The following is a 25,917-nucleotide window of genomic DNA, read 5'->3' on the forward strand; positions in this document are numbered from 1 at the left end:
TGTGTGGGTTTTTTTTTTGGGGGGTGTGTTTTTTTTATTATTCTACGGGCTTTGGTGCTCCCCCGGCGGGGGGGGGGGCGGCGGGGGGGGGGGGGCCGGCCCCGGCACGGACGCCGGCCGCTACTCCTCGTCCCCGCCCTCGTCCTCGTCGCCCTCGAAGGCGTCGCCGATCTCGTCGACGACCTCCGCCGCGACCATGCCGCCCACGATGCCGACGGCCACACCCGCGGCGACGCCGGCCACCACGGCCCCCGTGCTCGGCCCGGAGCGGCGCTCACCGGAGTGGTGCTCGCCATGGCCGTGGTCGGAGTAGCCGCCGTGCCCGCCCTGGTGGCCGTAACCGCCGTAACCACCCTGCCCGTGGGCGCCGTACGAGCCGGCCCGCGCGGCGTGCGCGGCGTGTGCGTCGACGATCTGCCGCATCCATCCCTCGACCTCGGTGTTCCACGCCGTCCGCGCCACGTCGTGGTGCGAGACGGCGAACCGGTGCACGGTGTCGTGGCCGCCGGAGAAGAGCCCGCCGCGCTTGTCGGCCTCGATGACGACCTCCATCCCGCCGGGCGTGGCGAGGAACGTCACCTCGATCTCGTTCACCGTGTGCGCGTACTGCGCCGGCGGGGTGAGTTCCAGCTCCTGGTAGAAGGGCAGCTGCTGGCCGGAGCCGTGGATGTGCCCCAGCTCCAAGTCGGCTGATTTGAAACCCCAGCCGAGCTGTCCGAGAGCCTCCAGGATCGCCTCCTGGACCGGCAGCGGCGCCACGCGGAGCTGGTCGAGATCGCCCTTGTCGCGGGCTCCGGCCACGGCCAGTTCGGTCCGTACGCCCAGCACCACGCCCAGCGGCTGGCCGTGCAGCTCGGTCACCGGCGTCTCCCACGGCAGGGTCAGCGAGAACGGCACGGCGTACTCGCTCTCCTCGGCCAGCCGGAAGCCGCCGCCAACCACCGCGCGGTCGAAGACGACGGTCCCCTCGGCCTCGCCGTCCTCGCCCTCCGCCTCCACACGGGCGACCAGATCCAGCGTGATCTGCTCGATCTCCATGTCCGCCCCGCCGCCGCGCACCAGCACCCGGCCGGTCAGGGGGCCGCCGGGGACGGCGGTCGTGCTGTCCAGCACCGTGTCGACCGAGGGCCCGCCGACACCGACGGCTCCGAGCAGTTTCTTGAACACCATCGTGGCGTCCACTCCTTCATATGCTTCTGTCGTTCCCTGCACGGATCCCCGCTGAGGACCGGCGGGGCGTGGGGAGCCCCCAGAACTACCCCAGAGGGTAAAGCGATTCCCAAGACGCGCCCCAGGAGCGACGGTTTCCAGCCACTCGGGCGGTGGGGTGGCCTCCCCGCCGGACCCGGGCGGCCCTCCGTACCCCGGAACCCGCGGAAAGCTCTTCCGGTATTTCTCCGTTCCGTTCCCCGACCGGCCTTCCTGCGAATAGAGTTCGGGGCATGACCAGCAATGAATCCGTTCCCCGTGTACCGCTGAAGAAACTCACCCCGGACGTCTCCGGTGCCATGGGAGCTCTGCACGCCGCCGCCGTTTCCGCGGCGGCCGACGCCAAGGTCGAGCCGGAAATCCTGGAACTGATCAGGATTCGCGCCTCGCAGATCAACGGCTGCGCCTTCTGCCTCGACATGCACACGAAGGACGCCCGTGCCCAGGGCGAGGCGGAGCACCGTATCTACGCGCTGAACGCCTGGCGGGAGACGCCGTTCTTCAACGAGCGGGAGCGTGCCGCCCTCGCGCTGACCGAGGCCGTGACCCTGGTGCACGACGGGCAGGTGCCGGACGCGGTGTACGCGGAGGCCGCCGCCGTCTTCGAGGAGGCTCAGGTCGCCGCGTTGATCTGGGCGGCCACCGTCATCAACGCGTACAACCGCATCGCCATCGCCACCCGGATGATTCCGGGTGCGTACCAGGCGGTCCCCAAGAATTCCTGAACCAGGGATACGGAGAAACGCGGATATCGCGCCGAGCCTTTCTGAACGGCTCGGCGCGATATCCGCATTCGCATTCCCGGGCACCCGCTTCCGGAGCTCAGATTCCGGTGCCGGACATCCTTTCGGCGGGGTTCACGGCCAGTCCACCGGAAGCGGTTCGGTGATACCGGCCAGCCATTCCCGCCACTCCGGCGCGCGGGTCGCCGCCCCCGCCTCCATCGGCCGCCCCGTCCAGGCCGTCACCGGACGGATCCCGTGCAGCGCGTTGACCAGCCACACCTCGCGTCCGGCCAGCTCGGCCACCGTGCGGTCACGGGCGACGAACGGGATCCTCGCCCGCCGGGCCCGTTCGCGGATGACCGCCGTGGTGACCCCCGCCAGCACCGGAAGCGCCGGCGAGGGCACACAGAGCGTCCCCTCCTCCCACCACATCACACTGGAGTACGCGGCCTCCAGCACCAGCCCCGACGCGGTGGTCAGCAGCGCCTCGTCGGCCCCATGGGCGGCCGCCCGCCGCCGTACCCCGGCGAGCGTCTCCAGGTCCGGGCCCTTGCGCCGGGGGACCGCGCGCGGGTCCAGTTGGCCGTCCGCCCAGACCCGCACCCCCGAGGCGAGCGGCGGAGCGACCCGTAACCGCAGCCTCAGCAGGGGAGTACGTCCCGGCGGCGCCAGTTCCACCCGGGGGAACCACATCCCCTCGTGCGGCAGTTGGGCCGTCATGTCCTGCCAGAACGCCGCCAGTTGACCGTGGGGCAGCTCCACGGTCTCGGCGCAGGCGCGCAGAAACCGCTCGCGGTGCCGGGAGAGCGCCCGTACCCGCCCGTCGGTGACCAGCCACGAGTCCGCCGCCGGCAGCGCCCCGCCGGACGCGCCGGCGCCCCGTGCCCCGGCCGGGCCGCCGGCCTCCGCCGGCCCCCCGGCCGGCTCCGCCAGAACGGTGAAGCCGTGGCCGGGCTCCCAGCCCAGAACCCGTTCCGTGACCGCGTCCGCGCGGTCGGTCGGTGTCGCCGCCATCCGGTCGTCCCTCCTGTCGTCCGTCACACCCAGCCTGTCGTCAGTATGTGCGGCCCGCGCCGGCCGGAGAGCCGTGCCGGGGACCGTACGGCGCGCGCTCCAGCCACTCGCCGCACCACGGCAGTACGGGAGAGAGCGCCGCCGCGGCGCGCTGCTTGACCCGGACGGCCCGCCGCGGCCGGAGGTGGTCGAGCGCCGCCCCCGCCGCCGCGCTGTTGAACAGCGCCGCCGCCCGCCGGGCCGCGGCGAACTCCTCGACGGGGCGCGCCGACCCGGTGGCGATCCCCTCGGCGACGGCCGAGGCCGCGGCCGCCGCGTCCGCGATCCCGCTGTTCATGCCGCGCGCGCCGAACGGCGGAAAGAGGTGCGCCGCCTCGCCGACGAAGAGCACCCGGCGGCCCGGATCGGTGAACTCGGCGGCCACCTTGCGCAGGAAGCGGTACGTCGACACCCACAGCACCCGCTCGTCGTAACCCTCCCCCACCAGCCGGGGCAGCCACCTCCGTACCGCCTCCTCCGTCCCGTACGCCTCGGGCGCGTCGTCGTCCCGGCACTGGAGATCGATCTGGAACCCGCCGGTGAACGGGACCCGCATCACCGTGCGCCCGCCCGCCCCCGGATGCTCGTAGTGGAACACCCGCTCCAGGGGCAGCTCCGCGCCCGGGATGTCGGCGACGTCCACCACCACGTGGAAGCCCTCGGACCGGACCCCCCGCATCGGGATGTCGAGCTGTGCCCGCACCGTCGAACGGGCGCCGTCGGCCGCTATCACATGGCTGCCCGACCAGTCCTTGCCGTCGCCGGTGGTGATGCCGACGCGGTCCTTCGACACCCGCACCTGTTCGACCCGCGCCCCCCACTCGAAGCGCACACCGGCGGCCTCGCACGCCGCGAGCAGGAACCGCTCCGTGTCCACCTGCCGCAGACTCGTGAACGGTGTGCCGCGCACGGCCGCCGCGCCCGCCGCGTCCCCGGCCGGCGCGGGGGAGGGCGCGGGGAAGGTCCGCGCGTACACCTCACGCCCCCGGTACAGGGTGCGTCGGGTGTGCCAGGTCCGGCCGTACGCGACGAACTCGGCCGCGAGCCCCGGGCGCATCCGCTCCAGCAGCTGCAACGTCTCCCGGTGCACGAACAGGGCCCGGCTGCCCGGCCGTTCGCGGCCCTTCGGATCGGCCTCCAGCACGGTGACCGGCAGGCCGCCCGCCCGCAGCGCGAGCGCCGCCGACAGGCCCACGGGTCCGGCGCCCACCACCATGACCGAGGTCATCTCAGCCTCCGAAACGGACGGCGGGCAGGACACCCTCGGTGAGCATGGCCGTGATCTCCACCCGTTTGATCTTCCACGTCGACGTCCTCGGCAGATCGTCGAACCGCCACTGCAGGGGCGCCGACATCACGGGCAGATCCGCGGTGGCCTCACGCCACCGCCGGGTGTCCAGCGGCTCGTCGCCCCGGACACACACCACCGGCACCGGCTCGCGTTCCGCGCCCGGCACGATCACGACCTCGCGCAGCTCGTCCAGGCGGGACATCAGCACGTCCTCCACCGCCAGATTGCTGTTCACCTCGTCGATCAGGTCGATCTCCCGGTCCATCAGATAGAGCCCGCCCCAGCGGCCGCGGTACCCCACGTCCCCCATTTGCCACCAGCCGTCGCGCAGTTGCCGGTCGTAGGTCTCCTGGGCCCCGAGATAGGTGAGGATGCGGCCCCGGGTGCGGGCCTCGATCCGGCCCGGTGCGCCGGGCGCGGCCCGGCGTCCCTCGCCGTCCGCTATCCGGACCCGGGTGAAGCCGGGGATCGCTGTCCCCACCCGTCTGCCGTCCGCCTTCGCGGCGCCGCGCCGCGAATACCACTGGAACGCCACCGGACCCGTCTCGCTCTGCCCGTAGAGCTGTACGAGCCAGGGCGCGCGCCGCCGGGAGGCGCCCAGCAGCTTGCGGACGGTGCGCGGATGGATGGCGTCGAAGGTGGACCCGTACGAACGCACCCAGGACAGCGGCGCACCGGGCGCGTCCGCCAGCTCCTCCCACAGCACGAAGGTGTTGGGATGGGTCTCGACGATGCCGGGCCGGTGCCGGGCGAGCAGCGGCCCGGCCGACGCCGGGTCGGGGTCGACGATCAGCAGCAGCGGGCTGCCGAAGTGCAGCAGCACACCGAGGAGATGGTAGAAGCGGGAGTGGACGAAGGACAGGTGCAGCGCCGCGCTCTCGCCGCGGGTCGGCCAGCCCATCGCCTTCTGCGGGACCAGCCGGTTCCACATCGTGTTGGCGCAGTGCACCGCCAGCTTCGGCACCCCCGTGGTGCCCGAGCTGTGGGTGATCAGCGAGGGCTCGCGCGGGTGGAGCCGTACCGGCGCGTGCGGCGGCGCCCCGACGTACGTGTCCAGCGGTACGGCGCCACCCGGCTCCGCGGCGGCGCCGCCGCTCGGGTCGACGGTGAGCACCTGCCGGACCAGCCCGGCGATCCCGGGGGCGCGGGCGCCCGGCGCGCCGGCCTCCGCCGCGGGCGCGCCCGCGTCCCGCAGCGAACCGTCCAGCGTGGCCCGGTCGGTGAGCAGCCAGGGCTGGTCGAGACGGTCCAGCAGCTCACCGGCGACCCGGCCGTGCAGTCCGGGCGAGAGCAGCGCGGGCACGGCCCCGATCCGGGAGACCGCGCAGGCCAGCACCACGATGTCGACGTTGTCCGTCTTGTGGATGGCGACCCGCTCGGTCGGTCTGACGCCCGCCGCCCAGAGCCGCGCGGAGAGGTCGTCCACGAGATCGGCCAGCTCGGGATAGCTGAGGTCGAGCCCGGCCCCGGGGCTCACATCCAGCGGCCGGTCCAGGGTGACGGGGACCGCGCCGTACCGGCGGGCGGCCTGCTGGAACATCATCCCGAGCGAGAAACCGCGCTCGGAGAGGAGAGGCTGTCGCATGGGGCGGTTCCTTTCTGAACATCCGTATGTCCGCATTGAGTTCACCAGGAGCCCCCGCGGACGAGATGGCGGCGGAGCTTGCCGGTCGGGGTGCGCGGCAGCGACTCCACGACAGTGACCGTCCTCGGCACCTTGAACGGGGCGAGCCGCTCCCTGGCGAGCGCGGTGATCCCCGCGGCCAGCTCCTCGGCGTCCTCGGCCGGCGCCGCCGGCACCACGAACGCCCGCAGCCGGGTGGCGCCCTCGTCGTCGGTGACGGCCGACACGGCGACCTCGCGGACCGCCGGGTGCGTGCGCAGCACGGCCTCGATCTCCAGCGGTGACACGGTGATGCCGCCCACCATCTCCATGTCGTCCGTCCTGCCGAGATGGCGGTACGCGCCGTCGGGCTCGCGCCGGGCGCGGTCCCGGGTGGCCAGCCAGCCGCCGGCCCCCGTGCGGGCGCTGTCCTCGGGCAGGTTGAGGTACGCGGAGGTCACCGTGGGCCCCTTGACCCACAGTTCGCCCTCCTCGCCGTCCGGCACCGGCGCCCCGGCGCCGTCCCGCAGCTGCACCTCGTACCCCGGCACCGGGCGGCCCACGGTCCCCGGCGCGTTGTGGGAGAGGCTGTTGGCGCAGAAGGCGTGGCCCACCTCGGTCGAGCCGATCTGCTCCAGGACGGGCGCGCCGAGCAGTTCGCAGACCCGCTCGCCCAGCCCGGCGGGCATCCCCTCACCGGCCGAGACCGCGGCGCGTACGGAGGCGAAGCACGCCGCGTGTCCGTCCGCCCGGTCGGCGACCAGCGCCGCGTACGCCGACGGCACGGAGTACAGCAGGGTCACCCGGTGGCGCGCCACCAGTTCGTCCACGGCGGCGGGGGAGGGGCGCCGGTCGACCAGGACCGCGGAGGACCCGGAGAAGAGCGGGAAGACGAACGCGTTGCCGAAGCCGTACGCGAAGAAGAGCTTGGAGACCGACAGGGTGACGTCGTCGGGCCCGATCCGCAGCAGCCGCCTCCCGATGAACTCGTAGTACGCCTCCGGGTCCCCGTGGCGGTGCACCACACCCTTGGGGCGCCCGGTCGTTCCGGACGTGTACTGGATGTACAGCGGGGTACCGGACCCGGCGGGGCGGGCGGCGGCCGGTTCCGCGGTGCAGGCGAGGGCCAGGAGCTGGTCGCTGAACAGCCGCCGGTCCGGCGGGATCCTGTCCTCCAGCCCGGGACCGGTCACGCCCAGGGTGACCCCGGCGTCCTCGGCCATGAACGCATGGTCGGAGCACGGCAGTTCGGGATTGACCAGCACCGCGGTGGCGCCGAGCCGCGCCAGCGCGAGGAATGTGGTCACCCACGCGATGGAGTCGGGGAGCGCGAGCAGCACCCGGTCACCGGGGGCGACCCCCCGGTCGGCCAGTACGGTCGCGGCGCGCGCCGCGAGGTCGTGCACCTCCCCGTGCGTCCAGACCCGGTGCTCCTGGTGGAACGCCGGCCGGTCGGTCCAGCCGTGCCGCTCCGCCAGGTCGGCGAGGTCGGCCGCCAGATTGCCCGGACGGCTCCTGGCGGTGCCCGGACGCCCCGGGTGTCCGTCGGTGACGGCGCGGGGATCCGGTGGCGCGGCGGAGGGGCGCGGGGTCAGGCGCAGGGTGGTGGGGGGCGTCAACGGACCGGCTCCTCTACGGGGACAGCGGGGTGCGGGGCGCCGGAGAGGACCGTGTGGTCCCGGTAGGCGCGCATGGGGGCGGCGGTCTTGAGCAGCATCTCGTCGTACTCCGCCACGGGGTCGGAGCCGAGGACGATGGCGCCGCCCGCCCCGAGCCGCATGCGGCCGCCGCTGAACACGGCCGTACGGATGACGATGTTGAGGTCCGCGGCGCCGTTGCAGCTCAGATAGCCGACGGCGCCGGAGTACACCCCGCGGGCCCGGGTTTCGAGGCGGTCGATGATCTCCAGGGTGCGCAGCTTCGGCGCCCCGGTCATCGAACCGCCGGGGAAGCAGGCGCGTACGCAGTCCAGCGCGCTCCGGTCCTCCTGGAGCTCGCCCCGCACCGTGGAGACCAGCTGGTGCACGGTCGCGTAGGTCTCGGTCGCCATCAGCCGGGGCACCCGCACGGTGCCCGTCCGGCAGACCCGGCCCAGGTCGTTGCGGAGCAGATCGACGATCATCAGGTTCTCGGACCTGGTCTTCTCGTCGGCGGCGAGAGAGTCCCGCAGCCGGGCGTCCTCCTCGGGCCGCTCGCTGCGCGGCGCCGTGCCCTTGATCGGCTTGGCCTCCACGGTGCCGTCCCGGCCGATCCGCAGGAACCGCTCGGGCGACGAGCACGCCACGTCGACCTCGCCGAACCGCAGATAGGCTGCGTACGGGGCCGGGTTGTGGCGGCGCAGCACCCGGTAGAAGTCGTACGCGTCGGGCGGCGCCGGCAGATCGGCGGCGTTGGTGAGGCAGATCTCGTAGCTCACCCCGGCGGCCAGCTCGCGTTGGCAGGACTCGATGTCGGCGAGATAGGTTCTGCGGTCGCGCTCCAGCCACGGCTCGGCGGCGCCGAGTTCGGCCGCGGCCGGGCGCGGCGCGGCGGGCTCGTGGGCCGCGGGTACGCAACTCAGCTCCGCCACCGCCGAGTCGAGCCAGTCGGCGGCCTCCCGCGTGCCGTGCGGGGTGTTCTCGGCGAGGGCGACCGCGTACGTCGTGCCCTCCTGGTGGTCCACCGCCACGATCCGGTCGGCGAACAGCCAGCAGGCGTCGGGGGTTTCGGCCCGGTGCTGGTTGGGGGACCCGCACTCGGCCTTCATCTCGTACCCGAAGTACCCGACATAGCCGCCCGTGAAGTCGAAGGGCAGCTCGGGCGCGTCCACCGCGCGGTCCGCCAGCTGGCGTCCGAGATGGTCGAACACGCTGCCCGGTACGCGATGCACGGCCTGCCCGGTCCGCTCGATCTCGCAGTGACCCGAGCCGACGTCGTACCGTACGAACTCGGCGAGTGGGCCCGTGCCGTCCCCGAAGAACGAGAAGCGGGACTGTCCGGCCTCGACCCGCGCGCTGTCCAGCCAGAACGCACGCGGCGCGGCGGCGCTCATCCGGGTGAACGCGGCCTCGGGGTCCACGGCGGTGTCGATCATCCTGCTGTGCAGCCGGTAGCGGCCTGTTCCGGTGGTGCGGGGCCGTGCCCTGGAGGCCGGGGCCCCGCCGGCCGGGGCCGCCTCCGCTTCCGCCTCCGCCTTCACCTTCGTCTTCGCCGTGGCGCGGGGGGACGCCACGGTGCGCCGTCCCCGGGTCCGCGCGTGGCCCGAACGCGACCAGGAGGCGGTGAGTTCCGCGAAGTTGGCGAGCATCCGGTGGCCGAACTCGGTGAGGATCGACTCGGGGTGGAACTGCACGCCCCACATCGGCCGGGTCCGGTGCCGCAGCCCCATCAGCACCCCGTCCTCGGCCCACGCGGTGGCCTCCAGGGTCGGCGGCAGCGGCTCGCGCACGGCCAGGGAGTGGTAGCGCACCGCGGTGAAGTTCTGCGGTATCCCGCGGAACAGCTCCCGGCCGTCGTGCCGGATGACCGAGAGATGCCCGTGCCGGGGGCGGGGCGCCGCCACCACCTGGGCCAACTCGCCCACGGCGATGCCCTGATGGCCCAGGCAGACCCCGAGCACGGGTATTCCGGACCGGGCGAGCAGCGCCGTACCGATACCGAAGTCGCGCGCCGTGCCGGGATGTCCCGGCCCCGGGGACACCACGACGTTGTCGAACTTCTGCAGATCCAGCTCCGCGCCGCCCGGCGCGTCGTTGAGCAGCACGACCGGCTCCTCGCCGTTGACCTCGGCGATGAGCTGGAACAGGTTGTACGTGTACGAGTCGTAATTGTCGATGAGCAGAGTCTTCACCCGGCCCACCTCCTTTTCGTCTTTCCGGGGCCTTGCGGTTCCGTGCCTCGTCCCGTGCCCCTTGTTTCCGCGCGTTCCTTTCAAGCGGTCCGGCGTTTGTGCCGTCCGCGGAGCGCCTGGAGAGGGGGATACAGCCATTTCTTGAGGAAGCGCTGAAGACGCGGCATCAGCACCCAGGTGACAATGGCCGTCACGCTCAGGCAGAGAATGAGTGTGCGTACGAGTGCGTTGAGACCGCCCAAGTAGGGAATCACCGTCAGGTTGAAGACGAGCACCGGCGGAAAGACGGCGCCCATGTTCACGAACCACAACTTCCATTTCGGCGGCGGCCGGGGCGGCGCCGGCGGTGCGCTCTCCGGCGGTCCCTCGAACCAGGCGCTGAGACCTCGTATCCTCCGGTGCCCGGTCTCCCGGGCAAGCTGATCCCCGTACGACACCAACTGTGTCCGGGCGGCCGACTCCTCCCAGGCCGCCGTGGAATAGGCGGAGTCGAACCGGTGAATGACATGCCATTCCGCCCCGGTGTCCCCGGGGGCGAGGACACCTCCGCCCAGATAACCCGGAACGCGGGCCGCCGCGCCCAGCACCGCCATCGCCCATGAGCGGAACTCGCTTTCGCGGCCCGGCGCGACATGGTAGGCGGTCGTGACGGTGATCGGTTCGTTCGGCACTCCGGCCGTGACCTCCTTTTGGGCATCGCGATGCCTGTGATCCCTTGGCCGGTGATCCCAATTCATCGAGCCGGACATCCTTGAATACGAAAGCACTGTGCCATGTGTTCAATCGGTTCCGGACGAATCCTGTGAATCCTTGGCGGGGACCCTTCACACCCCTCGGGCCGGGGCGCCGGCCGTCCGCGGCGCCGGCCGCCCGGGGTGTCCCCGCCGCCTCGTAAACCGGTTGCCCCCGCGGACCGCCCTCTGATCAACTGCCGCTCGTCACCCGCACAGCGGCCGACGACCCGTACGGCACCGGACGACCCAGGAGCGATGATCATGCGCGGATCTCTCATGTCCACCCCGAAAGGAACCCCCGTCTACCCCGAGGACATGACACTCCGTGCACACGCTCAACCTGGGAATCCTGGCGCATGTTGACGCCGGGAAGACAAGCCTGACCGAGCGGCTGCTCCACGCCGCCGACGTCATCGACGAGATCGGCAGCGTCGACGACGGCAGTACCCAGACCGACTCCCTCGCGCTGGAGCGGCAGCGCGGCATCACCATCAAGTCCGCCGTCGCCTCCTTCGCCGTCGGCGACACCACGGTCAACCTGATCGACACTCCAGGCCACCCGGACTTCATCGCCGAGGTCGAACGCGTCCTGAGCGTGCTCGACGGCGCCGTCCTCGTCGTCTCCGCCGTGGAGGGCGTCCAGGCACAGACCCGCGTGCTGATGCGGGCCCTGCGGCGGCTGCGCATCCCCACCCTCGTCTTCGTCAACAAGATCGACCGGCCGGGCGCCGGGTACGCGCGCGTCCTGCGCGGCATCACCGAGAAGCTCGCCCCGTCGGGCATCGCCCTCACCGCGGCCGGCCGGCTCGGCACCCCCGCGGCCCACGCCCGGCCGTACGGACCCGACGCCCCGGCGTTCGCCGCCGAACTGGCCGCGCTCCTCGCCGACCACGACGACGCGCTCCTGGCCGCGTACGTCGACGGCGGTGCGCCCCTCCCGTACACCCGGCTCCGCGCCGAACTCGCGGCGCAGACGCGGCGGTCGCTCGTCCACCCGGTGTTCTTCGGTTCGGCCATCACCGGCGCGGGCGTCGAGGCACTGATGGCCGGGATCACCGAACTGCTGCCGACGGCGGGCGGTGACTCCGGGGGACCCGTGTCCGGCTCCGTCTTCAAGATCGACCGCGGCCCGGCGGGCGAGAAGATCGCCTACGTCCGGATGTTCTCCGGCACGGTCCGGGTACGCGACCGGCTGCCCCTCCACCCCGTCCCCCGGGGCGCGGCCGAGCGGACGGGCAAGGTCACCGCGATCGGTGTGTTCGAGCGCGGCCCCGCCGTCCCCGGCGACGCGCTCACCGCCGGCCGGATCGGAACGCTCGCGGGACTCACGGACATCCGGATCGGCGACACGATCGGCACACCGCGCCCCGGACCCGCGTCCGCCCACCACTTCGCCCCGCCGACCCTGGAGACCGTCGTCACCCCGGTGCGCGCCGCCGACCGGGGAGCACTCCACCTCGCGCTGGCCCGCCTCGCCGAACAGGACCCGCTGATCGGGCTGCGCCGGGACGACGTACGGCAGGAGACCTCCGTCTCGCTCTACGGCGAGGTGCAGAAGGAGGTGATCCAGGCGACGCTCGCGGACGACTTCGGCATCGGCGTCACGTTCCGGGAGACGACGACCCTCCACATCGAGCGGCCGGCCGGCACCGGCGCCGCCGCCGAGATCCTCGACAAGGACGCCAACCCGTTCCTCGCCACCGTCGGTCTGCGCGTCGAGCCCGCGCCCGTCGGCAGCGGCGTCGAGTTCCGGCTCGGCGTCGAACTCGGCTCCATGCCCTACGCGTTCATCAAGGCCGTGCGGGAGACCGTCACCGAGACCCTGGGGCAGGGGCTGTACGGCTGGCGGGTCACCGACTGCCTGGTCACCCTGACCCGCTCCGGCTACGCCCCGCGGCAGAGCCACTCCCACGCCGTCTTCGACAAGAGCATGTCGAGCACGGCGGGCGACTTCCGCCACCTGACCCCACTGGTCCTGATGGACGCGCTGAAGCGGGCCGGCACCCGGGTGTACGAGCCGGTGCACCGCTTCCGGCTCGACATCCCGGCCGATCTCTTCGGCGCGGTGCTCCCTGTACTGGCGCGGCTGCGCGCCGTCCCGAGGACCTCGGCGCCGCGGGGCGCCTCGTATCTCGTGGAGGGCGACATCCCCGCCGCTTCGGTGCATGGTCTCGAACTCCAACTTCCGTCGCTGACCAGCGGCGAGGGCGTGCTGGAGTACTTCTTCGACCACTACCGGCAGGTCCCGGGCGCGCCCCCGGCACGACCGCGCACCGACCACGACCCGCTGCACCGCACGGAGTACCTGCTGCGCGTGCAGCGCCGCGTGGGTGTCCGGCGGGACGACAGCTGACGGAACCGGCGGGCGCGCGGGCCGGTTGAAAGGAAAATCCGACTTAGCTTAGGCTTGCCTAAGAAGTTGCGATCTGTGCTGCCCACGAAACCTGAGGAACACCCATGCCATCCTGGTTCACCCGCGTGCGTCGTCGGACCCTCGCCGTCACGGCGACCGCCGCCGCGCTCACCCTGGTTCTCGGCGGCTGTTCGTCGGAGGGCGACGCGAAGTCCGCCGCCCCGGCCGGGAACGGGACGAGTGACGGGGCGTTCCCGGTCACCATCAAGAGCGCCCTCGGATCGGCGGAGATCGCCGAACAGCCCGAGCGGGTCGTGACCCTGGGGCAGGGGTCCGCGGAGACCGCGATCGCCCTCGGCCACACGCCCGTGGGCATCGAGAGCTACGAGTGGGGCAGTGACAAGACCGGCTACCTGCCGTGGATCCACGACGCGGTGACCAAGGCCGGCGACGAACTGCCGAAGCAGTTCGCCGGCGGGGAGGACATCGACTTCGAGGCCGTCACCGAACTCGAACCCGATGTGATCCTGGCCCCCTGGTCGGGGGTCACCCAGGAGCAGTTCGACATCCTCTCGGACATCGCGCCGACCGTCGCCTACCCCGAACTGGCCTGGAGCACCAACTGGGACGAGCAGATCGAGATCATCGCCAAGGCGCTGGGGCAGCCGGACGACGCGAAGAAGCTCATCTCGACGATCGAGGAGCAGCTCGCGGACGCCGCCGCGACCCGGCCGAAGTACAAGGACGTCTCGTTCTCGTACATCTACACCTCCGGCCCGGGCACACTCGGCGTCTTCCTCCCGGAGGAGCAGCGCGTCGAGATGGTCTCGTCCCTCGGCCTGACCGTCGACCCGGTGGTGAAGACGTTCAAGGAGACCAAGGGCACCGACTCGGCCCTGATCGGACTGGAGAACGCGGAGAAGCTCTCCGGCAGCGACCTCGTCTTCACCTTCTACTCGGACGCCAAGTCCCGTAAGGAGACGGAGGCACAGAAGCTGTACGCGGCGATTCCCGCCGTCGAGCGCGACTCGCTCGTCGCCAGTGACGACACGTCCTTCGTCACCGCGTCCTCCATCATCAACCCGCTCACCGTTCCCTGGGTCATCGACCGCTACCTCCCGCTGATCGACGAGGCCGTCGCCAAGCTCGACAAGTAAGGCCTACGGAAACCGGATGACCACCACCGCACCGGCCCGAACGGGCGGCCCCGGCACCTCGCGTGCCGGGGCCGCCCGGTGGGTCCCCGCCCTGCTCGCCGGGGCCGTCCTGCTCGTCCTCGCGGGGACCGCGAGCGTGATGTTCGGCAGCAGGACCACCTCGTTCGGGGACGTCGTGGACGTCCTCGCGGGGACCGCCGACCCCTATGTCGCCACCGTCGTCGAGAGCCGTTACCCGCGGACGGCGCTCGGCGTGCTGGCGGGGGTCTGTCTCGCCGTCGCCGGCACCCTGATGCAGGGGGTCACCCGCAACCCCCTCGCGGACCCGGGGCTGCTCGGGATCAACGCCGGCGCGGCTGCGAGCATCGTCGCGGCGACGGCCTTCCTGGGCGCGTCGGGCCGCTCCGACACCATGTGGTGGGCGCTGCCCGGCGCCCTGCTGGCCGGCCTGCTGGTCCATGTCATCGGCTCCGCGGGCGCGAGTACGAGCCTGGTGCGGCTGGTCCTGGCGGGAGCCGTCCTCTCCGCGGTGCTGATGGCGTTCATCCAGGCGGTGACGCTGAGCAGACCGAAGGTCTTCGACAGCTACCGCTACTGGGTGGTCGGCGCGCTCGGCGGCCGGGACTTCGACGTGTTCTGGTCCGTCCTGCCGTTCGCCGCGACCGGACTCGTCCTCGCGCTGCTGCTGGGCCCCGGCCTCAACGCGCTCGCCCTCGGCGACGCGTCGGCCGCCTCCCTCGGCGCGCACCCGGCGCTCCTGCGGGCCGGCGGACTGATCGCCGCGACCCTGCTCAGCGCGGCGGCGACGGCCGCGGTCGGCCCCATCGCCTTCGTCGGTCTCGCCGTACCGCACATCGTGCGCGCCGTGGTCGGCGTCGACTTCCGGATACAGATCGTGTTCTCGGCGATCGCCGGTCCCGCGCTGCTGCTCCTGGCGGACGTGCTGGGCCGGATCGTCCTGCGCCCGCAGGAGCTGATGGTCGGGGTGGTGACGGCGTTCGTCGGGGCGCCCGCGCTGCTGGTGGCCGTACGCGGGATGAAGGGAAGCACATGAAGGGCAGCACATGGGGCAGGACATGGGGCAGCGCATGACGGGGAGTCAGACCATGGTCCGCACCGCCGCGCCACGCGGCTTTCTCACCCTCGGGCGCACGGTGGCGGTGCCGGTACGGCGCAGGTCGGTCGTGATCGCCCTCGTCACGGCGGTCCTGACGGTGGCCGCCGCCGTCGCCACGCTGTCGCTGGGACGGCTCGGCATCCCGCTCCCGGATCTCGCGGGCGCCGTCACCGGCGGCGCGCGCGGGACGGACGCCTTCGTCCTGGAGCGGCTGCGCGGGCCGCGGCTGACGGTGGCGGTCGGCACGGGCGCGGCGCTCGGGCTGTCCGGCGCGCTCTTCCAGTCGGTCACCCGCAACCCGCTGGGCAGCCCGGACGTGATCGGGCTGGGCGCGGGCGCCGGCGCGGGCGCCGCCATCGTGGCGCTGCTGCTGCCCGGCACCGTCCCCGTGCCGCTCGGCGCCCTGGCCGGCGCGGTGCTCGCCATGGCGCTGGTGTACGTGTCGACGGGCAGCGGATTCCGCAACCCGGGGCGCCTGGTGGTGGCCGGTATCGGGGTGGCCGCCATCGCCACGGCGGTCACGCAGTACGTCGTCTACGCCGTGGAGCGCGACAAGGCGGCCGTCCTGACCGCCTACATCAACGGCAGCCTGGCGGCCCGGTCCTGGGACCACGCCGGCACGATCTGGCTGGTCCTGCTCCTCGTCGCCCCCTGCACCGTGCTGATCGCGCGCCGTCTCGACCTCGCGGAGATGGGCGACGAGATCGCCGGGGGACTGGGCTCGGAGCCCAGGACCACGAAGACCACCGCCGTCGTCCTGTCGATCGTCCTCTCCGCCGGCGCGGTCAGCGTCTCGGGGCCGATCGCCTTCATCGCCCTGACGGCCCCGCAGATCGCCCGGCGCCTCACCCGCGGCTCGGGCCCGCGTCTGCTGCTCTCCACCTTGATGGGGGCTCTGCTGCTGGTGCTCGCGGACCTCTGCGCACAGCAACTGCCGCTCTTCGAGAACCTGCCGGTCGGCATCTACACCCTGGCCGTCGGGGGTGCGTACCTCGGATATCTGCTGATCCGCGAGTGGCGCAAGGGAGTGCTGTAGCGAGGCGGGCGGGGCAGCGCAACGGCGCGGGCCGACGCCACAGATCGGGGCATCGCGCCGGCGCGGGCCGGCGTCACAGATCCAGGACCAGCCTCGGCCCCCGGCAGCGGGAGACACAGATCATCATCGTCTCCCCGGCCGCCCGCTCCTCCGCGTTGAGCAGCGTGTCACGGTGGTCCGGCTCGCCCGCCAGCACATCGGTCTCACAGGTGCCGCAAGTGCCCTCCCGGCAGGAGGAGAGCACCGGCACCCCGGCTGCCTCGACGGTGTCCAGGATGCTGCGCCCCGGCTCCACCGTGAGGGTCAGCCCGGAGCGGGCCAGCTCCACCTCGAACCCACCGGAGACCGCTGCGGGACCGGGGTCCCCGGCCGAGAACCGTTCCACGCTCAGCGCCCCCGCGGGCCAGTCGCGGCACCGTTCGGCCACCGCGTCGAGCAGGGGTTCCGGGCCGCAGCAGTAGACCAGCGTCCCCGGCTCCGGCGCCCCGAGGTACGACGCCAGGTCGAGCGGCCCCGTCTCGTCCCGCGGCGACGGCCGCACCCGGTCCCCGTACCGCGCGAGCCGGTCCAGGAAGGCCATGGACGCGCGGGTCCGGCCGCCGTACAGCAGGGTCCACCGCGCGCCCGCGGCCTCGGCGGCGGCGGTCATGGGCAGGATCGGTGTGATCCCGATGCCGCCCGCGATGAAGAGGTAGCGCGCGGCGGGCCGCAGGGCGAAGTGGTTACGGGGACCGCGGACCCGTACCGCCGTACCGGCGGTGAGCCGGTCGTGGACGTACGCCGATCCGCCGCGCCCGGCCGGTTCGTGACGTACCGCTATGCGCCAGGCGGTCCGGTCGGAGGGGTCGCCGCAGAGCGAGTACTGCCGGGTGGGACCGGTGCCGGGGATCAGGTCGATATGGGCGCCGGGCTCCCAGGCGGGCAGGGGGCCGCCGTCCGCGTGGCGGAGCGTCAGCGAGACGATCCCCTCGGCCTCGTCGGCGCGTTCGGCGACGACCAGCTCGCTCTCGGGTTCGGGGGCGGCGCCGCTCACCCGTCCTCCTCCGCGGCGCCGGGGGAGTGGCCGGCGGCGTGTCCGGTGGGGTGGCCGAGCATCCACTCCCACAGCTCCACCGGGTCCTGCCCGGACCGTTCGGCCCCGCAGTGGCAGGTGCCGTGGAGCTCGTCGCTGCCCGGTGTCCAGTCGACCCGGTAGACCTCGGCGCCGGGCGGGCGGCTCACCGGGAGCCCGCCGGGGCGGTGGCGGCGGCCGGCCGCGCCCCCCGCGCGGCGAGGCGGGCGAGGATACGGCGGGCGGCGAGGCCGCCGGTGTCGATGTTGATGCTGAGTTCCTGGTAGCCGGGAGGCTCGGTGTCGAGCGCCTTCTGCAGGAGATTCAGCGCGTCGACGTCCTGCCGGACGACCTCGCGGTTGAAGTCGTGGAGGAAGGCCGACATCTCCTCGTCGCCGTGGCCGAAGTCGCGGGAGACGGACCAGAAGTCGTAGACATGACGGTCGGTGGACGGTGTGATCGCGTAGGTGATCTCGACGTGGAACGCGTCCGGGTCGCCGCCGTCGGGGCGCGGGAGCACGCCGCGCGGGGCGATCCTGCTGTGCAGCAGGTAAAGGCACGGGGCGTGGTACTCGATGTCCTGCCAGCGGGTGATGCGGCCCTCGATGCCGGTGGAGCGGGCGTAGAACGGCGGGCACGCGGCGTCGTCCATGTGCCTGCTCACCCGGACGATGCCGGCGCCTTCGTCGACCTCGGTGGTCATCGGGGTCTCGGCGACCTCCGGGGTGCCGATGTACCCGCCGTGCAGATACGTCTCGTGCGAGAGGTCCAGCAGATTGTCGACCAGCAGCCCGTAGCCGCAGTCGATGGGCTCCATGCCGCCGACCGTGGTCCAGTTCTCGCTGTCCGCCAGGTGCGGCGCCCGGGGTATGGCTCCGGTGTCGGCGAGCGCCGGGTCACCGATCCAGACCCAGACGAGCGAGTCCTGCTCCACCACCGGATAGGAGCTCACCCGGGCGGTGCGCGGCACGCGTTTCTGCCCGGGGACGTACACACATGTCCCGCTCGTGTCGTACGTGAAGCCGTGGTAGCCGCAGACCACGGTGTCGCCGTCGAGCCGGCCGGCCGACAGGGGGTAACGCCGGTGCACACAGCGGTCGGCGAGGGCGACCACCTCGCCGGGCGCCCCGGCGCGGGCCTCGGTGCGGTAGAACGCGATCGGCTCGTCGAGGATCGTACGTCCGAGCAGTTCCCGGCCGACCTCGCGGCCGTAGGCCGCGACGTACCACTGGTTCCTGGCGAATGCGGTGATGTGCGGCATGGGCCCGCTCCCGTCTCGGTGATGGCGTCATTGTCCGAAAGCCCGTCACAGGGACGCAATAGGGAGGCAATACGGCTTCCGCCGTACCGAAGGTGCGCTGTGAAAGGCATGTTCGGAGAGTTGCGTTCGGAGAGTTGATCCGGAAACGCCGTGGCACTCGACCGACGATCCGCGCAACCGGGTCCGGCCGTTCGTTCCGCGGCCGGGCGGCGCCGGCCGTGGGCGGACCGGGCGGTGCGCCCCGTGCTAGCGTGGAGCGTTTGCAGCGTCGCTGTGCCGGTGCCCGGTTCACGGTCTCCCCGGCCGGTGGCCGCGTCCCCGCCGCGCCTTCCTCGGTACGGTCCCTTCGGAGGAAGGCTCTCTGTGAGCGAATCAGCACGTGCCGATGCCCGGCAGCCGGATGAGATGCCCGAGGCGCCGGACGCCACGGCGGCTCCGCCCCCGGCGGCGTCCTTCGCGGAGCTGGGGCTGCCGGCCGAAGTCCTGCGGGCGCTCGACGAGCACGGTGTGACGGTGCCCTTCCCCATCCAGGCGGCGGCACTGCCCGACGCGCTCGCTGGACGGGACGTCCTGGGCCGGGGCCGCACCGGATCGGGCAAGACCCTCGCCTTCGGCCTGGGGGTGCTCGCCCGGACGGCCGGGCGGCGCGCGCGGCCCAAGGAGCCGCTGGCGCTCGTTCTGGTACCCACCAGGGAACTGGCCCAGCAGGTCGGTGAGGCGCTCACCCCGTACGCCGAGGCGCTGCGGCTGCGGCTCGCGACCGTGGTGGGCGGGGTGTCCGTCGGACGGCAGGCCGCCGTGCTGCGGGACGGCGCCGAGATCGTCGTCGCCACGCCCGGCCGACTGCACGACCTCATCGACCGCAAGGGATGCCGGCTGGGACAGGTGCGCATCACGGTCCTGGACGAGGCCGACCAGATGTGTGACATGGGGTTCCTCCCACAGGTCACCGAGGCCCTGGATCAGGTGCGTCCCGACGGGCAGCGCATGCTGTTCTCCGCCACCCTGGACCGCGATGTAGACCAGTTGGTGCGGGACTACCTGCGCGACCCGGCCGTCCACTCGGTGGACCCCTCGTCCAGCGCGGTCCGCGCGATCGAGCACCACGTCTTCGCCGTGCACGGCCCGGACCGGTACGCAGTGACCACGGAGATCGCCGCCCGGGACGGCCGTGTCCTGCTGTTCCTGGACACCAAGCACGGTGTCGATCAGCTCACGCGGCATCTGCGGGCCAGCGGGGTGGCGGCCGCCGCCCTGCACAGCGGGAAGTCCCAGCCACAGCGCACCCGGACCCTGGCCCAGTTCAAGAACGGTCAGGTCACGGCCCTGGTCGCGACGAACGTCGCTGCGCGCGGCCTGCATGTCGACGACCTCGACCTCGTGGTCAACGTGGACCCGGCCACCGATCCCAAGGACTATCTGCACCGCGCGGGCCGGACGGCCCGGGCCGGCCGCTCCGGCACCGTCGTGACGCTCGTCCTGCCGGGACAGCGCCGCGAGACGAGCCAGGTCATGGCGGACGCCGACGTCGCTCCCAAGGTCACCACCGTGCGATCCGGCGAGGCGGAGCTGAGCCGGATCACCGGCGCCAGGGCCCCCTCCGGAACGCCCCTCGACGGCGGGCCCGCCGCGCCGCGGCCCAAGAACCACAACGCCCCGTTCCGTGGCCTGGGCAGCACCAAGGACGCGAAGAGCGGCTCCGGCGGCAGGCCGTCCCGCAGGAGCAGCGAGGCCCACAAGCTCGCGGAGGCCCGCAAGGCGGCCCGGGTGCGGCGCGGCGGCTGACCCCGGCTGGGGCCGGACCCGGGCCCGGATCCCGTACCCGGCCCGGGCACACGCGCGTTCGCCGTCCCGGACCGGCTCACCGGGCGTGCGGGATGAAGCGGTCGACCAGGAGGGTGAGGCGGTCGGCGACCCGGTCGGCGGGGAGGCGTCCGGTGTGGGTGAGGGTCGCCAGCCCGTGGAGCGCGGCCCAGAACGTCTCGGTGAACAGGTCCGGTCGGTCAGGGGGCGCGTGGTCGGCCAGTGCGCCGAGCAGGGCCTGGAAGGCGTCCCGGAGCGGCGGTGGGGTGGCGTCGTCGGCGTAGGGGAGGCCGTTGTCGAGGGTGAACATGGCGTCGTAGACGGCGGGGTTGCGCGCGGCGAAGTCGGTGTAGGCGCGGGCCAGCGCGCCGGCCGTGCCGCGGCCCCCGGTCCCCTCGCGTGCCGCGGCCCGTAGTGCGGTGGTGAGTTCGGCGAAGCCTTCCAGTGCGACGGCCCCGACGATGTCGTTCCTGCCGCGGAAGTGGCTGTAGAGCACGGGCTGGCTGTACTCGATGCGCTCGGCGAGACGGCGTGTGGTGACGGCGTCCCAGCCCTGGGTCTCGGCGAGTTCGCGGGCTGTGGAGACGATCAGACGGTGGCGGTCGGCCCGCTCGCGTTCCTTGCGTTCCTGTACGGACATGACGTGATGCTAGCACTGCTAGACAATCGCGCGATGCTATGTCTAGCATCGAATCAAGTCCTAGCGTTGCTAGGGAGTGATGGGGAGGGCACATGCAGGACGTACTGGCTGTGGTGACCGTGGTCGTGGTCGGGGTCATGGTGGGGGTGGAGTTCTCGGTGGCGTTCTTCGTCAATCCGATCCTCGACCGGCTTCCGGACGACGGCGGACTCGACGCCCGGAGCGACGGGGCGCGGGTTCTCGGCCGGATCATGCCGTTCTGGTACATCGGCTCGGTCGTCCTCGGCGCGTTGTGGGCCGGGTCGGCATGGGGCGGCGCGGGCGCGGCGCTCGTCTGCGCGGGCACGGCGCTGCTCGTGCTGAGCGTGGTGATGTCGGTCCTGCTGCTGGTGCCGATCAACGCGCGGGTCGCGACCTGGTCGCACGAGGGCGTACCCGGGGACTGGAAGGAGCAGATGGGACGGTGGGACCGGTTCCACCACGTCCGGGTGGCGGTCATCGTGCTCGCCTTCGCGCTCTTCGCGGTTGCTGTCGTCCAGGGCTAGGGTCTGTCGTTTGGGCGAAGTGTGCCGGGAGGGGCGCCAGGGCCGCGGCCGGGCAGGGCTCACTGCCCGTGGTTCCGTCAGCCACCGGTGTGGTGCGCTGCGCCGGTGGCAGGGGAAGGCGTAGGCCGTCCGGATCCCGGCAGGCGTGTCGGTCCGGCGCCAGGCCCGTGCCGGTGCGAAGTTTCCCTCACTGTCCGTGGCGGAAGCGGCTGTGTGCGACCGGTGGGGTCGCCGGGCCTTCCTCGCCGCCGTGAAGGAAGGAACTCTCCCCGTGACCGCCCCCGTCGTGATCGACCAGCGCTCGACCGCCTACAGCCCGGAGCGTGCCTACTGGCTGGCCCTGGCGTCCGAACTCGCCTACCAGGACGAGGCCGCCATCGAACGTCAGGCCCGTGAATGGGGCTTCGACCAGGTACGCCACCACGAGACCCGCTTCACCCCGCCGTTCCCCTTGCAGGACACCCAGGCGTACACCATGGCCGGCGACGACATGATCGTCACCGCGTTCCGTGGCACGGAGCCGCAGCAGATCAAGGACTGGCTCACCGACGCCACCACGCCGCCGTGGCCCGGCCCGGGCGGCACCGGCTACGTCCACCACGGCTTCGCCGAGGCGCTGGAATCGATCTTTCCCGAGGTGCGCGCCGCCCTCGGCGAACTGCGCGGGAACAACCAGAGCGTGTGGTTCACCGGGCACAGCCTCGGCGGCGCGCTGGCCATGCTCGCCGGTGCCCGGATGCACCTGGAGGACCCGAAGCTGACCGCCGACGGCGTCTACACCTACGGCCAGCCCCGCACCTGCGACCGGATCCTGGCCACGGCGTACAACAAGGGTTTCGGCCGCCGCATGTACCGCTTCGTCAACAACAACGACATCGTCCCCCAGCTGCCGCCCGAGCCCGTCTTCGCCCATGTCGACGCCCTGCGCCACATCGACTCCCACGGAAAGATCCGCGAGTCGATGACGCTGATGGGCGGCCTCGCCGACCGTGCAGCCGGGCTGACCGCCGACGCCCTCGCCCCGGCCACGGACGGGATCCGCGACCACGCGATGCGCAGCTACCTGTCCGCCCTGGAGAAGAACCTCCCCTGACCGCGTTCCCCCGCCGACCCCGCACCCCTTCGCACCCCCTCGCACCCCCCAAAGGAGAACCATTCATGGCCACCGTCACGAACGCACCCACCACCATCGACGAAGCCATCGTCCGTATGCGGCAGATCGGCGCCGATCTCGACCCGAGCGACGGCGTCGGCTGCTTCAACCGCATGTACCTGAAGGTCACCGAACTGGTGAAGCGGAACGTCACCGAAGGCACGTTCCAGGACAGCGCGTTCCTGGAGCGCATGGACGTCATCTTCGCCGGGATGTACCTGCGCAACGTCGACGCCGCGATCGCGGGCCGTCCCGTCGACGCGGCGTGGGCGCCGCTGTTCCGGGCCCGCGACAACCACGTCATCTGGCCGATCCAGTTCGCCCTCGCCGGGATGAACGCGCACATCAACCACGACCTCGCCGTCGCCGTCGTCGAGACCTGCGCCGAACGCCGCACCACCCCCGGCACCCCTCCGGTCCACCAGGACTACGAGAAGGTCAACGACCTGCTCGCGAGCGTCGAGGCGGAGGTGCGCGCCGAGTTCGAGATCCAGATCGTCAAGGTCGCCACCCAGGACGCCGAGAAGCTCAAGCACGCGGTGAGCGGCTTCTCCATGGCCGCTGCCCGCGAAGCCGCCTGGAACACCGCCCAGGTCCTGTGGCGCGAGAAGAACGGCATCAACCCGCTGGCCTACAGCGGCCACGAGATCGCCCTCGGGGAAGCGGTCGGCGTCGTCGGCGAGGGCATCCTGCTGCCCGTCGTCCCCCCGCCGCCGGCCTAGGACCTCCGGGACCTCCGTAGAAATCGGGGTACGGGGACGTGCGCCGCAGCGACGGCGAACGTCCCCGTACGACCGGCGCCGCGGCCGGGACATCCCGCCCGCGGCGCGTGGTCACACCAACACGAAGTCAGGCCGCCCCGAACAGCAGCCGCGCCAGCGGGTCCTCGCCCAGGAAGGCGGCCAGCCGCTCCCGGTCGGGTGCGGTCGCCGGGCCGCGGCGGCCCACCGCGTAGGCCGCCGCCGCGTTGGCGCCCCGGGCGGCCGTCAGGGGATCCCTGCCCTGGGCGAGCAGCGCCAGGAACGATCCCACATGGGCGTCGCCCGCTCCGTTGCTGTCGACCGGCGTGACCGGGAAGCCCGGTACGTGCAGAGTGGGCTCCCCGGGGGCCGCCAGCCAGCAGCCGTCCTTGTCGGCCCGTACGATCACCCCCGCGCCCGGCGCCAGCCGCTCCCGCAGCGCCGTCGCGGCCGCCGCCGGGTCCTCGTGTCCGGACATCAGCCGGGCCTCGCGGGCGTTGGCGCTGAGCCAGTCCGTACGGGCCAGCACCGGCGCCAGGACCGCCTCGGGAATGTCGGCGACCAGCGGCGCCGGATCCAGGCAGACCGTGACGTCCGGTCCCAGCGCGGCCGTGAAGCGGGACAGCAGGGGGCCGTTGACCGGCATCACCAGGCCGTACCCGGAGAGCTGCACCAGGTCGCCCGGCCGCAGCCGCGCGGCGACGGCCTCGGTCTCCGCCTCCGTCAGCCGCGCGTCGACCCCGAAGCTCGTGACGAACGTACGCTCGCCGCCCGCGTCGACCAGGGCGACGGTGAAACCGGTGTCCCCGTCCGTGCGGACCGGCAGCAGGCTTTCGATCCCCTCGGCGGCCAGCGCCGCGCGGACGAGATCTCCGTAGGGCCCGGTGCCGTGCAGCCCGGCGAAGACCGCCTCCGTCCCGAGGCGCCGGGCCGCCGTGAGGGTGTTGAAACCGCCGCCCGCCGTCAGCTCGGTACGCGAGCCGATGACGTCCCCACCCCGCTCGGGCAGCGCGGGGACCTCGATCACCAGATCCGCGATGACGTTCCCGGCGAGGACCAGACGGCCGCTCACCGGCCGGCCTCGTTGAGCACGGGCGCCGCGGCGACCTCGCGCGGACGTCCGCCGAGGCGTCCGGAGAGGGCGTACACCCCCGCGCCGACGGCCATCGAGATCGCCCAGCCCAGGCCGTTCACCCCGAGCCAGGTGCCGGCGAGCGGACCGGAGAACCAGACGTCCTTCTCGCTCGTCCCCGCCTCGGTGAACAGCAGACCGGCCACGATGGCCACGGCCCAGCCGGCGACCGCCCCCACGTGGAAGCCGCCGGTGTACCAGTACCGGCTGCCGCGCGAGGTGTCCATCAGCGCCGCGGGGTCGTAGTCACGGCCGCGCAGGGAATCCACCGCGATCACCCCGATCCACGCCGAGATCGGCACGGCCAGCAGCGTCAGGAAGGTCGAGAAGGGACCGTAGAAGTCCTTCGCGATCAGCATGAAGTACACACCGCCGGCGAACATCAGCACCACGTCGATGGCCACGGCCATCGGGCGCGGCACCCGCAGCCCCAGCGTGATCATGGTCAGACCGGCCGAGTAGGTGGAGAGGTGGTTCGACATCAGCAGCCCGCCGAAGGCCGCGACGAGATACGGGATCGCCATCCAGGACGGCAGCATCGCGTTGATGGCGGCGACCGGGTCGGAGGCGGTGGCGAGCGCCGGGTCACCGGCGGAGAGCAGCGATCCGAGCGAGATCAGCAGCACGAGCGGGATGCCCGCGCCGAACGCGGAGGCTACGACGAGCCGCCGCCCCGGGATCTCGCGCGGCAGGTAGCGGGCGTAGTCGGCGCCCGCGTTCGCCCAGCCGATACCGGTGCCCGCGGCGATGAAGCCGATGCCCGCCACCACTCCGCTGGTCGGTCCGGCCGGCGCGTCGAGCACCTTCGTCCACTCGACGGTCGCGACCAGGAAGCCCATCACGATCAGGTTGAGCACACCGAAGACGACGGTCGCCCACTTGTTGATCCACATGATGGTGGCGTGCCCGAGACCGCTGATCAGCAGCGTGCAGACGATGAAGACCAGCAGACACACCAGGGTGAGCACGGTGTTCTGGCCGACACCGAACGCGATGGCCAGCAGCGCCAGCAGGGCGTACGCCGCGGTGGTCGTCGTGATCGTCTCCCAGCCGATCCGGCTGAGCCAGCTGATCAGGGTCGGACCGGCGTTGCCCCGCTGTCCGAAGACCGCGCGGGACAGGGTGAGCGCGGGCGCTCCGCCCTTCTTGCCCGCCAGGCTCAACGCGCCGACCAGGGCGAAGGAACCGAACGACCCGAGCAGGGCGACCAGCGCGGCCTGCCAGATGTTCAGCCCACGGAAGGCGACGAGCGTGGCACCGAGCGGCAGCCCGAGGATGCTGATGTTGGCGGCGAACCAGGTCCAGAACATCTGACCGGCGTGGCCGTGTCGTTCGGCATCGGGGACCGGCTCGATCCCTCGGGTCTCCACGGAACCGACAACGTCGTTGGTTCTCGAAGCGGTCATGACGGACTTCCTTGCGTGGTGCGAAGGGACGTACGGGGTGGGTGCGGGCAGCGGTGCCCGGGGACCGGCCCGCGGGTGC

The 25,917-nt window shown here is 72.4% G+C and carries 22 protein-coding genes; 9 read left to right on the forward strand and 13 right to left on the reverse strand.

Going from position 1 to position 25,917, the window contains the following annotated elements:
* Window positions 1–120: 120 nt before the first annotated feature.
* Complete coding sequence (locus tag ACFTZC_RS07790) at window positions 121–1,170, reverse strand: sporulation protein (RefSeq protein WP_382887873.1); 1,050 nt, start codon at window positions 1,168–1,170, stop codon at window positions 121–123.
* A 272-nt stretch (window positions 1,171–1,442) separates the two neighbouring features.
* Between ACFTZC_RS07790 and ACFTZC_RS07795 the strand changes: the two genes are divergently transcribed.
* Complete coding sequence (locus tag ACFTZC_RS07795; RefSeq protein ID WP_382887874.1) at window positions 1,443–1,934, forward strand: carboxymuconolactone decarboxylase family protein; 492 nt, start codon at window positions 1,443–1,445, stop codon at window positions 1,932–1,934.
* A 132-nt stretch (window positions 1,935–2,066) separates the two neighbouring features.
* Here the strand turns inward: ACFTZC_RS07795 and ACFTZC_RS07800 are convergent, their stop codons facing one another.
* From ACFTZC_RS07800 to ACFTZC_RS07825, 6 genes are all read right to left on the reverse strand, one after another.
* Complete coding sequence (locus ACFTZC_RS07800; protein WP_382887875.1) at window positions 2,067–2,948, reverse strand: aminotransferase class IV; 882 nt, start codon at window positions 2,946–2,948, stop codon at window positions 2,067–2,069.
* A 40-nt stretch (window positions 2,949–2,988) separates the two neighbouring features.
* Entirely contained in the window at window positions 2,989–4,215 is a 1,227-nt protein-coding gene (locus ACFTZC_RS07805; protein ID WP_382887876.1) for an FAD-dependent monooxygenase, read from the reverse strand.
* Between the two features lies 1 nt (window position 4,216).
* Window positions 4,217–5,863 carry a class I adenylate-forming enzyme family protein gene (locus ACFTZC_RS07810; protein ID WP_382887877.1) on the reverse strand — a complete coding sequence of 549 codons (1,647 nt, stop codon included), beginning with the start codon at window positions 5,861–5,863 and terminating at the stop codon, window positions 4,217–4,219.
* 41 nt (window positions 5,864–5,904) lie between these two features.
* A complete protein-coding gene (locus tag ACFTZC_RS07815) occupies window positions 5,905–7,380 on the reverse strand; it encodes an AMP-binding protein (RefSeq protein ID WP_382888107.1) in 1,476 nt (491 codons plus the stop codon).
* Window positions 7,381–7,496: 116 nt separating this feature from the next.
* Window positions 7,497–9,710, reverse strand: coding sequence for an aminodeoxychorismate synthase component I (gene pabB / locus ACFTZC_RS07820; RefSeq protein WP_382887878.1), 2,214 nt, complete (start codon window positions 9,708–9,710; stop codon window positions 7,497–7,499).
* Window positions 9,711–9,790: 80 nt separating this feature from the next.
* Entirely contained in the window at window positions 9,791–10,381 is a 591-nt protein-coding gene (locus tag ACFTZC_RS07825) for an antibiotic biosynthesis monooxygenase (RefSeq protein ID WP_382887879.1), read from the reverse strand.
* Between the two features lie 388 nt (window positions 10,382–10,769).
* Between ACFTZC_RS07825 and ACFTZC_RS07830 the strand changes: the two genes are divergently transcribed.
* The 4 genes from ACFTZC_RS07830 (at window position 10,770) to ACFTZC_RS07845 (ending at window position 16,107) form a co-directional block, all read left to right on the forward strand.
* Window positions 10,770–12,797, forward strand: a complete 2,028-nt coding sequence (locus ACFTZC_RS07830) for a GTP-binding protein (RefSeq protein ID WP_382887880.1) — start codon at window positions 10,770–10,772, stop codon at window positions 12,795–12,797.
* 104 nt (window positions 12,798–12,901) lie between these two features.
* On the forward strand, window positions 12,902–13,954 hold the full coding sequence (locus ACFTZC_RS07835) for an iron-siderophore ABC transporter substrate-binding protein (RefSeq protein WP_382887881.1): 1,053 nt from the start codon (window positions 12,902–12,904) through the stop codon (window positions 13,952–13,954).
* A gap of 16 nt (window positions 13,955–13,970) precedes the next feature.
* A complete protein-coding gene (locus ACFTZC_RS07840; protein WP_382887882.1) occupies window positions 13,971–15,008 on the forward strand; it encodes a FecCD family ABC transporter permease in 1,038 nt (345 codons plus the stop codon).
* A 34-nt stretch (window positions 15,009–15,042) separates the two neighbouring features.
* A complete protein-coding gene (locus tag ACFTZC_RS07845; protein ID WP_382887883.1) occupies window positions 15,043–16,107 on the forward strand; it encodes a FecCD family ABC transporter permease in 1,065 nt (354 codons plus the stop codon).
* A 73-nt stretch (window positions 16,108–16,180) separates the two neighbouring features.
* On the opposite strand, the gene ACFTZC_RS07850 is transcribed toward ACFTZC_RS07845, so the two are convergent.
* From ACFTZC_RS07850 to ACFTZC_RS07860, 3 genes are read right to left on the reverse strand one after another with little or no spacing between them, the layout of a single operon-like run.
* A complete protein-coding gene (locus ACFTZC_RS07850; protein ID WP_382887884.1) occupies window positions 16,181–17,140 on the reverse strand; it encodes a PDR/VanB family oxidoreductase in 960 nt (319 codons plus the stop codon).
* Window positions 17,137–17,328 carry a hypothetical protein gene (locus tag ACFTZC_RS07855; protein WP_382887885.1) on the reverse strand — a complete coding sequence of 64 codons (192 nt, stop codon included), beginning with the start codon at window positions 17,326–17,328 and terminating at the stop codon, window positions 17,137–17,139. The genes ACFTZC_RS07850 and ACFTZC_RS07855 overlap by 4 nt, the downstream gene beginning before the upstream one ends.
* Window positions 17,325–18,419, reverse strand: coding sequence for a Rieske 2Fe-2S domain-containing protein (locus ACFTZC_RS07860; RefSeq protein WP_382887886.1), 1,095 nt, complete (start codon window positions 18,417–18,419; stop codon window positions 17,325–17,327). The genes ACFTZC_RS07855 and ACFTZC_RS07860 overlap by 4 nt, the downstream gene beginning before the upstream one ends.
* A 405-nt stretch (window positions 18,420–18,824) precedes the next feature.
* On the opposite strand from ACFTZC_RS07860, the gene ACFTZC_RS07865 reads away from it, so the two are divergent.
* The gene (locus ACFTZC_RS07865) at window positions 18,825–20,204 is read left to right on the forward strand and encodes a DEAD/DEAH box helicase (protein ID WP_382888108.1); all 1,380 of its coding nucleotides are present in this window, start codon (window positions 18,825–18,827) and stop codon (window positions 20,202–20,204) included.
* A 76-nt stretch (window positions 20,205–20,280) separates the two neighbouring features.
* Here ACFTZC_RS07865 and ACFTZC_RS07870 read toward each other — a convergent pair whose 3' ends face one another.
* On the reverse strand, window positions 20,281–20,862 hold the full coding sequence (locus ACFTZC_RS07870; protein ID WP_382887887.1) for a TetR/AcrR family transcriptional regulator: 582 nt from the start codon (window positions 20,860–20,862) through the stop codon (window positions 20,281–20,283).
* 92 nt (window positions 20,863–20,954) lie between these two features.
* On the opposite strand from ACFTZC_RS07870, the gene ACFTZC_RS07875 reads away from it, so the two are divergent.
* From ACFTZC_RS07875 to ACFTZC_RS07885, 3 genes are all read left to right on the forward strand, one after another.
* Window positions 20,955–21,407: an anthrone oxygenase family protein gene (locus ACFTZC_RS07875; protein ID WP_382887888.1), complete on the forward strand. Its 453-nt coding sequence runs from the start codon at window positions 20,955–20,957 to the stop codon at window positions 21,405–21,407.
* A gap of 271 nt (window positions 21,408–21,678) precedes the next feature.
* Window positions 21,679–22,500 (forward strand): lipase family protein, encoded by an 822-nt coding sequence (locus ACFTZC_RS07880; RefSeq protein ID WP_382887889.1) that lies wholly within the window; start codon window positions 21,679–21,681, stop codon window positions 22,498–22,500.
* A gap of 65 nt (window positions 22,501–22,565) precedes the next feature.
* Window positions 22,566–23,282: a DUF5995 family protein gene (locus tag ACFTZC_RS07885; protein ID WP_382887890.1), complete on the forward strand. Its 717-nt coding sequence runs from the start codon at window positions 22,566–22,568 to the stop codon at window positions 23,280–23,282.
* Window positions 23,283–23,409: 127 nt separating this feature from the next.
* Here ACFTZC_RS07885 and ACFTZC_RS07890 read toward each other — a convergent pair whose 3' ends face one another.
* Both ACFTZC_RS07890 and ACFTZC_RS07895 read right to left on the reverse strand, forming a co-directional pair.
* Window positions 23,410–24,372 carry a PfkB family carbohydrate kinase gene (locus ACFTZC_RS07890; protein ID WP_382887891.1) on the reverse strand — a complete coding sequence of 321 codons (963 nt, stop codon included), beginning with the start codon at window positions 24,370–24,372 and terminating at the stop codon, window positions 23,410–23,412.
* Entirely contained in the window at window positions 24,369–25,838 is a 1,470-nt protein-coding gene (locus ACFTZC_RS07895; RefSeq protein WP_382887892.1) for a purine-cytosine permease family protein, read from the reverse strand. Before ACFTZC_RS07895 ends, ACFTZC_RS07890 begins: the two co-directional genes overlap by 4 nt.
* Between the last annotated feature and the right edge of the window lie 79 nt (window positions 25,839–25,917).

Origin of the sequence: Streptomyces sp. NPDC056987, from assembly GCF_042673865.1 — a bacterium.
Lineage (GTDB): Bacteria > Actinomycetota > Actinomycetes > Streptomycetales > Streptomycetaceae > Streptomyces.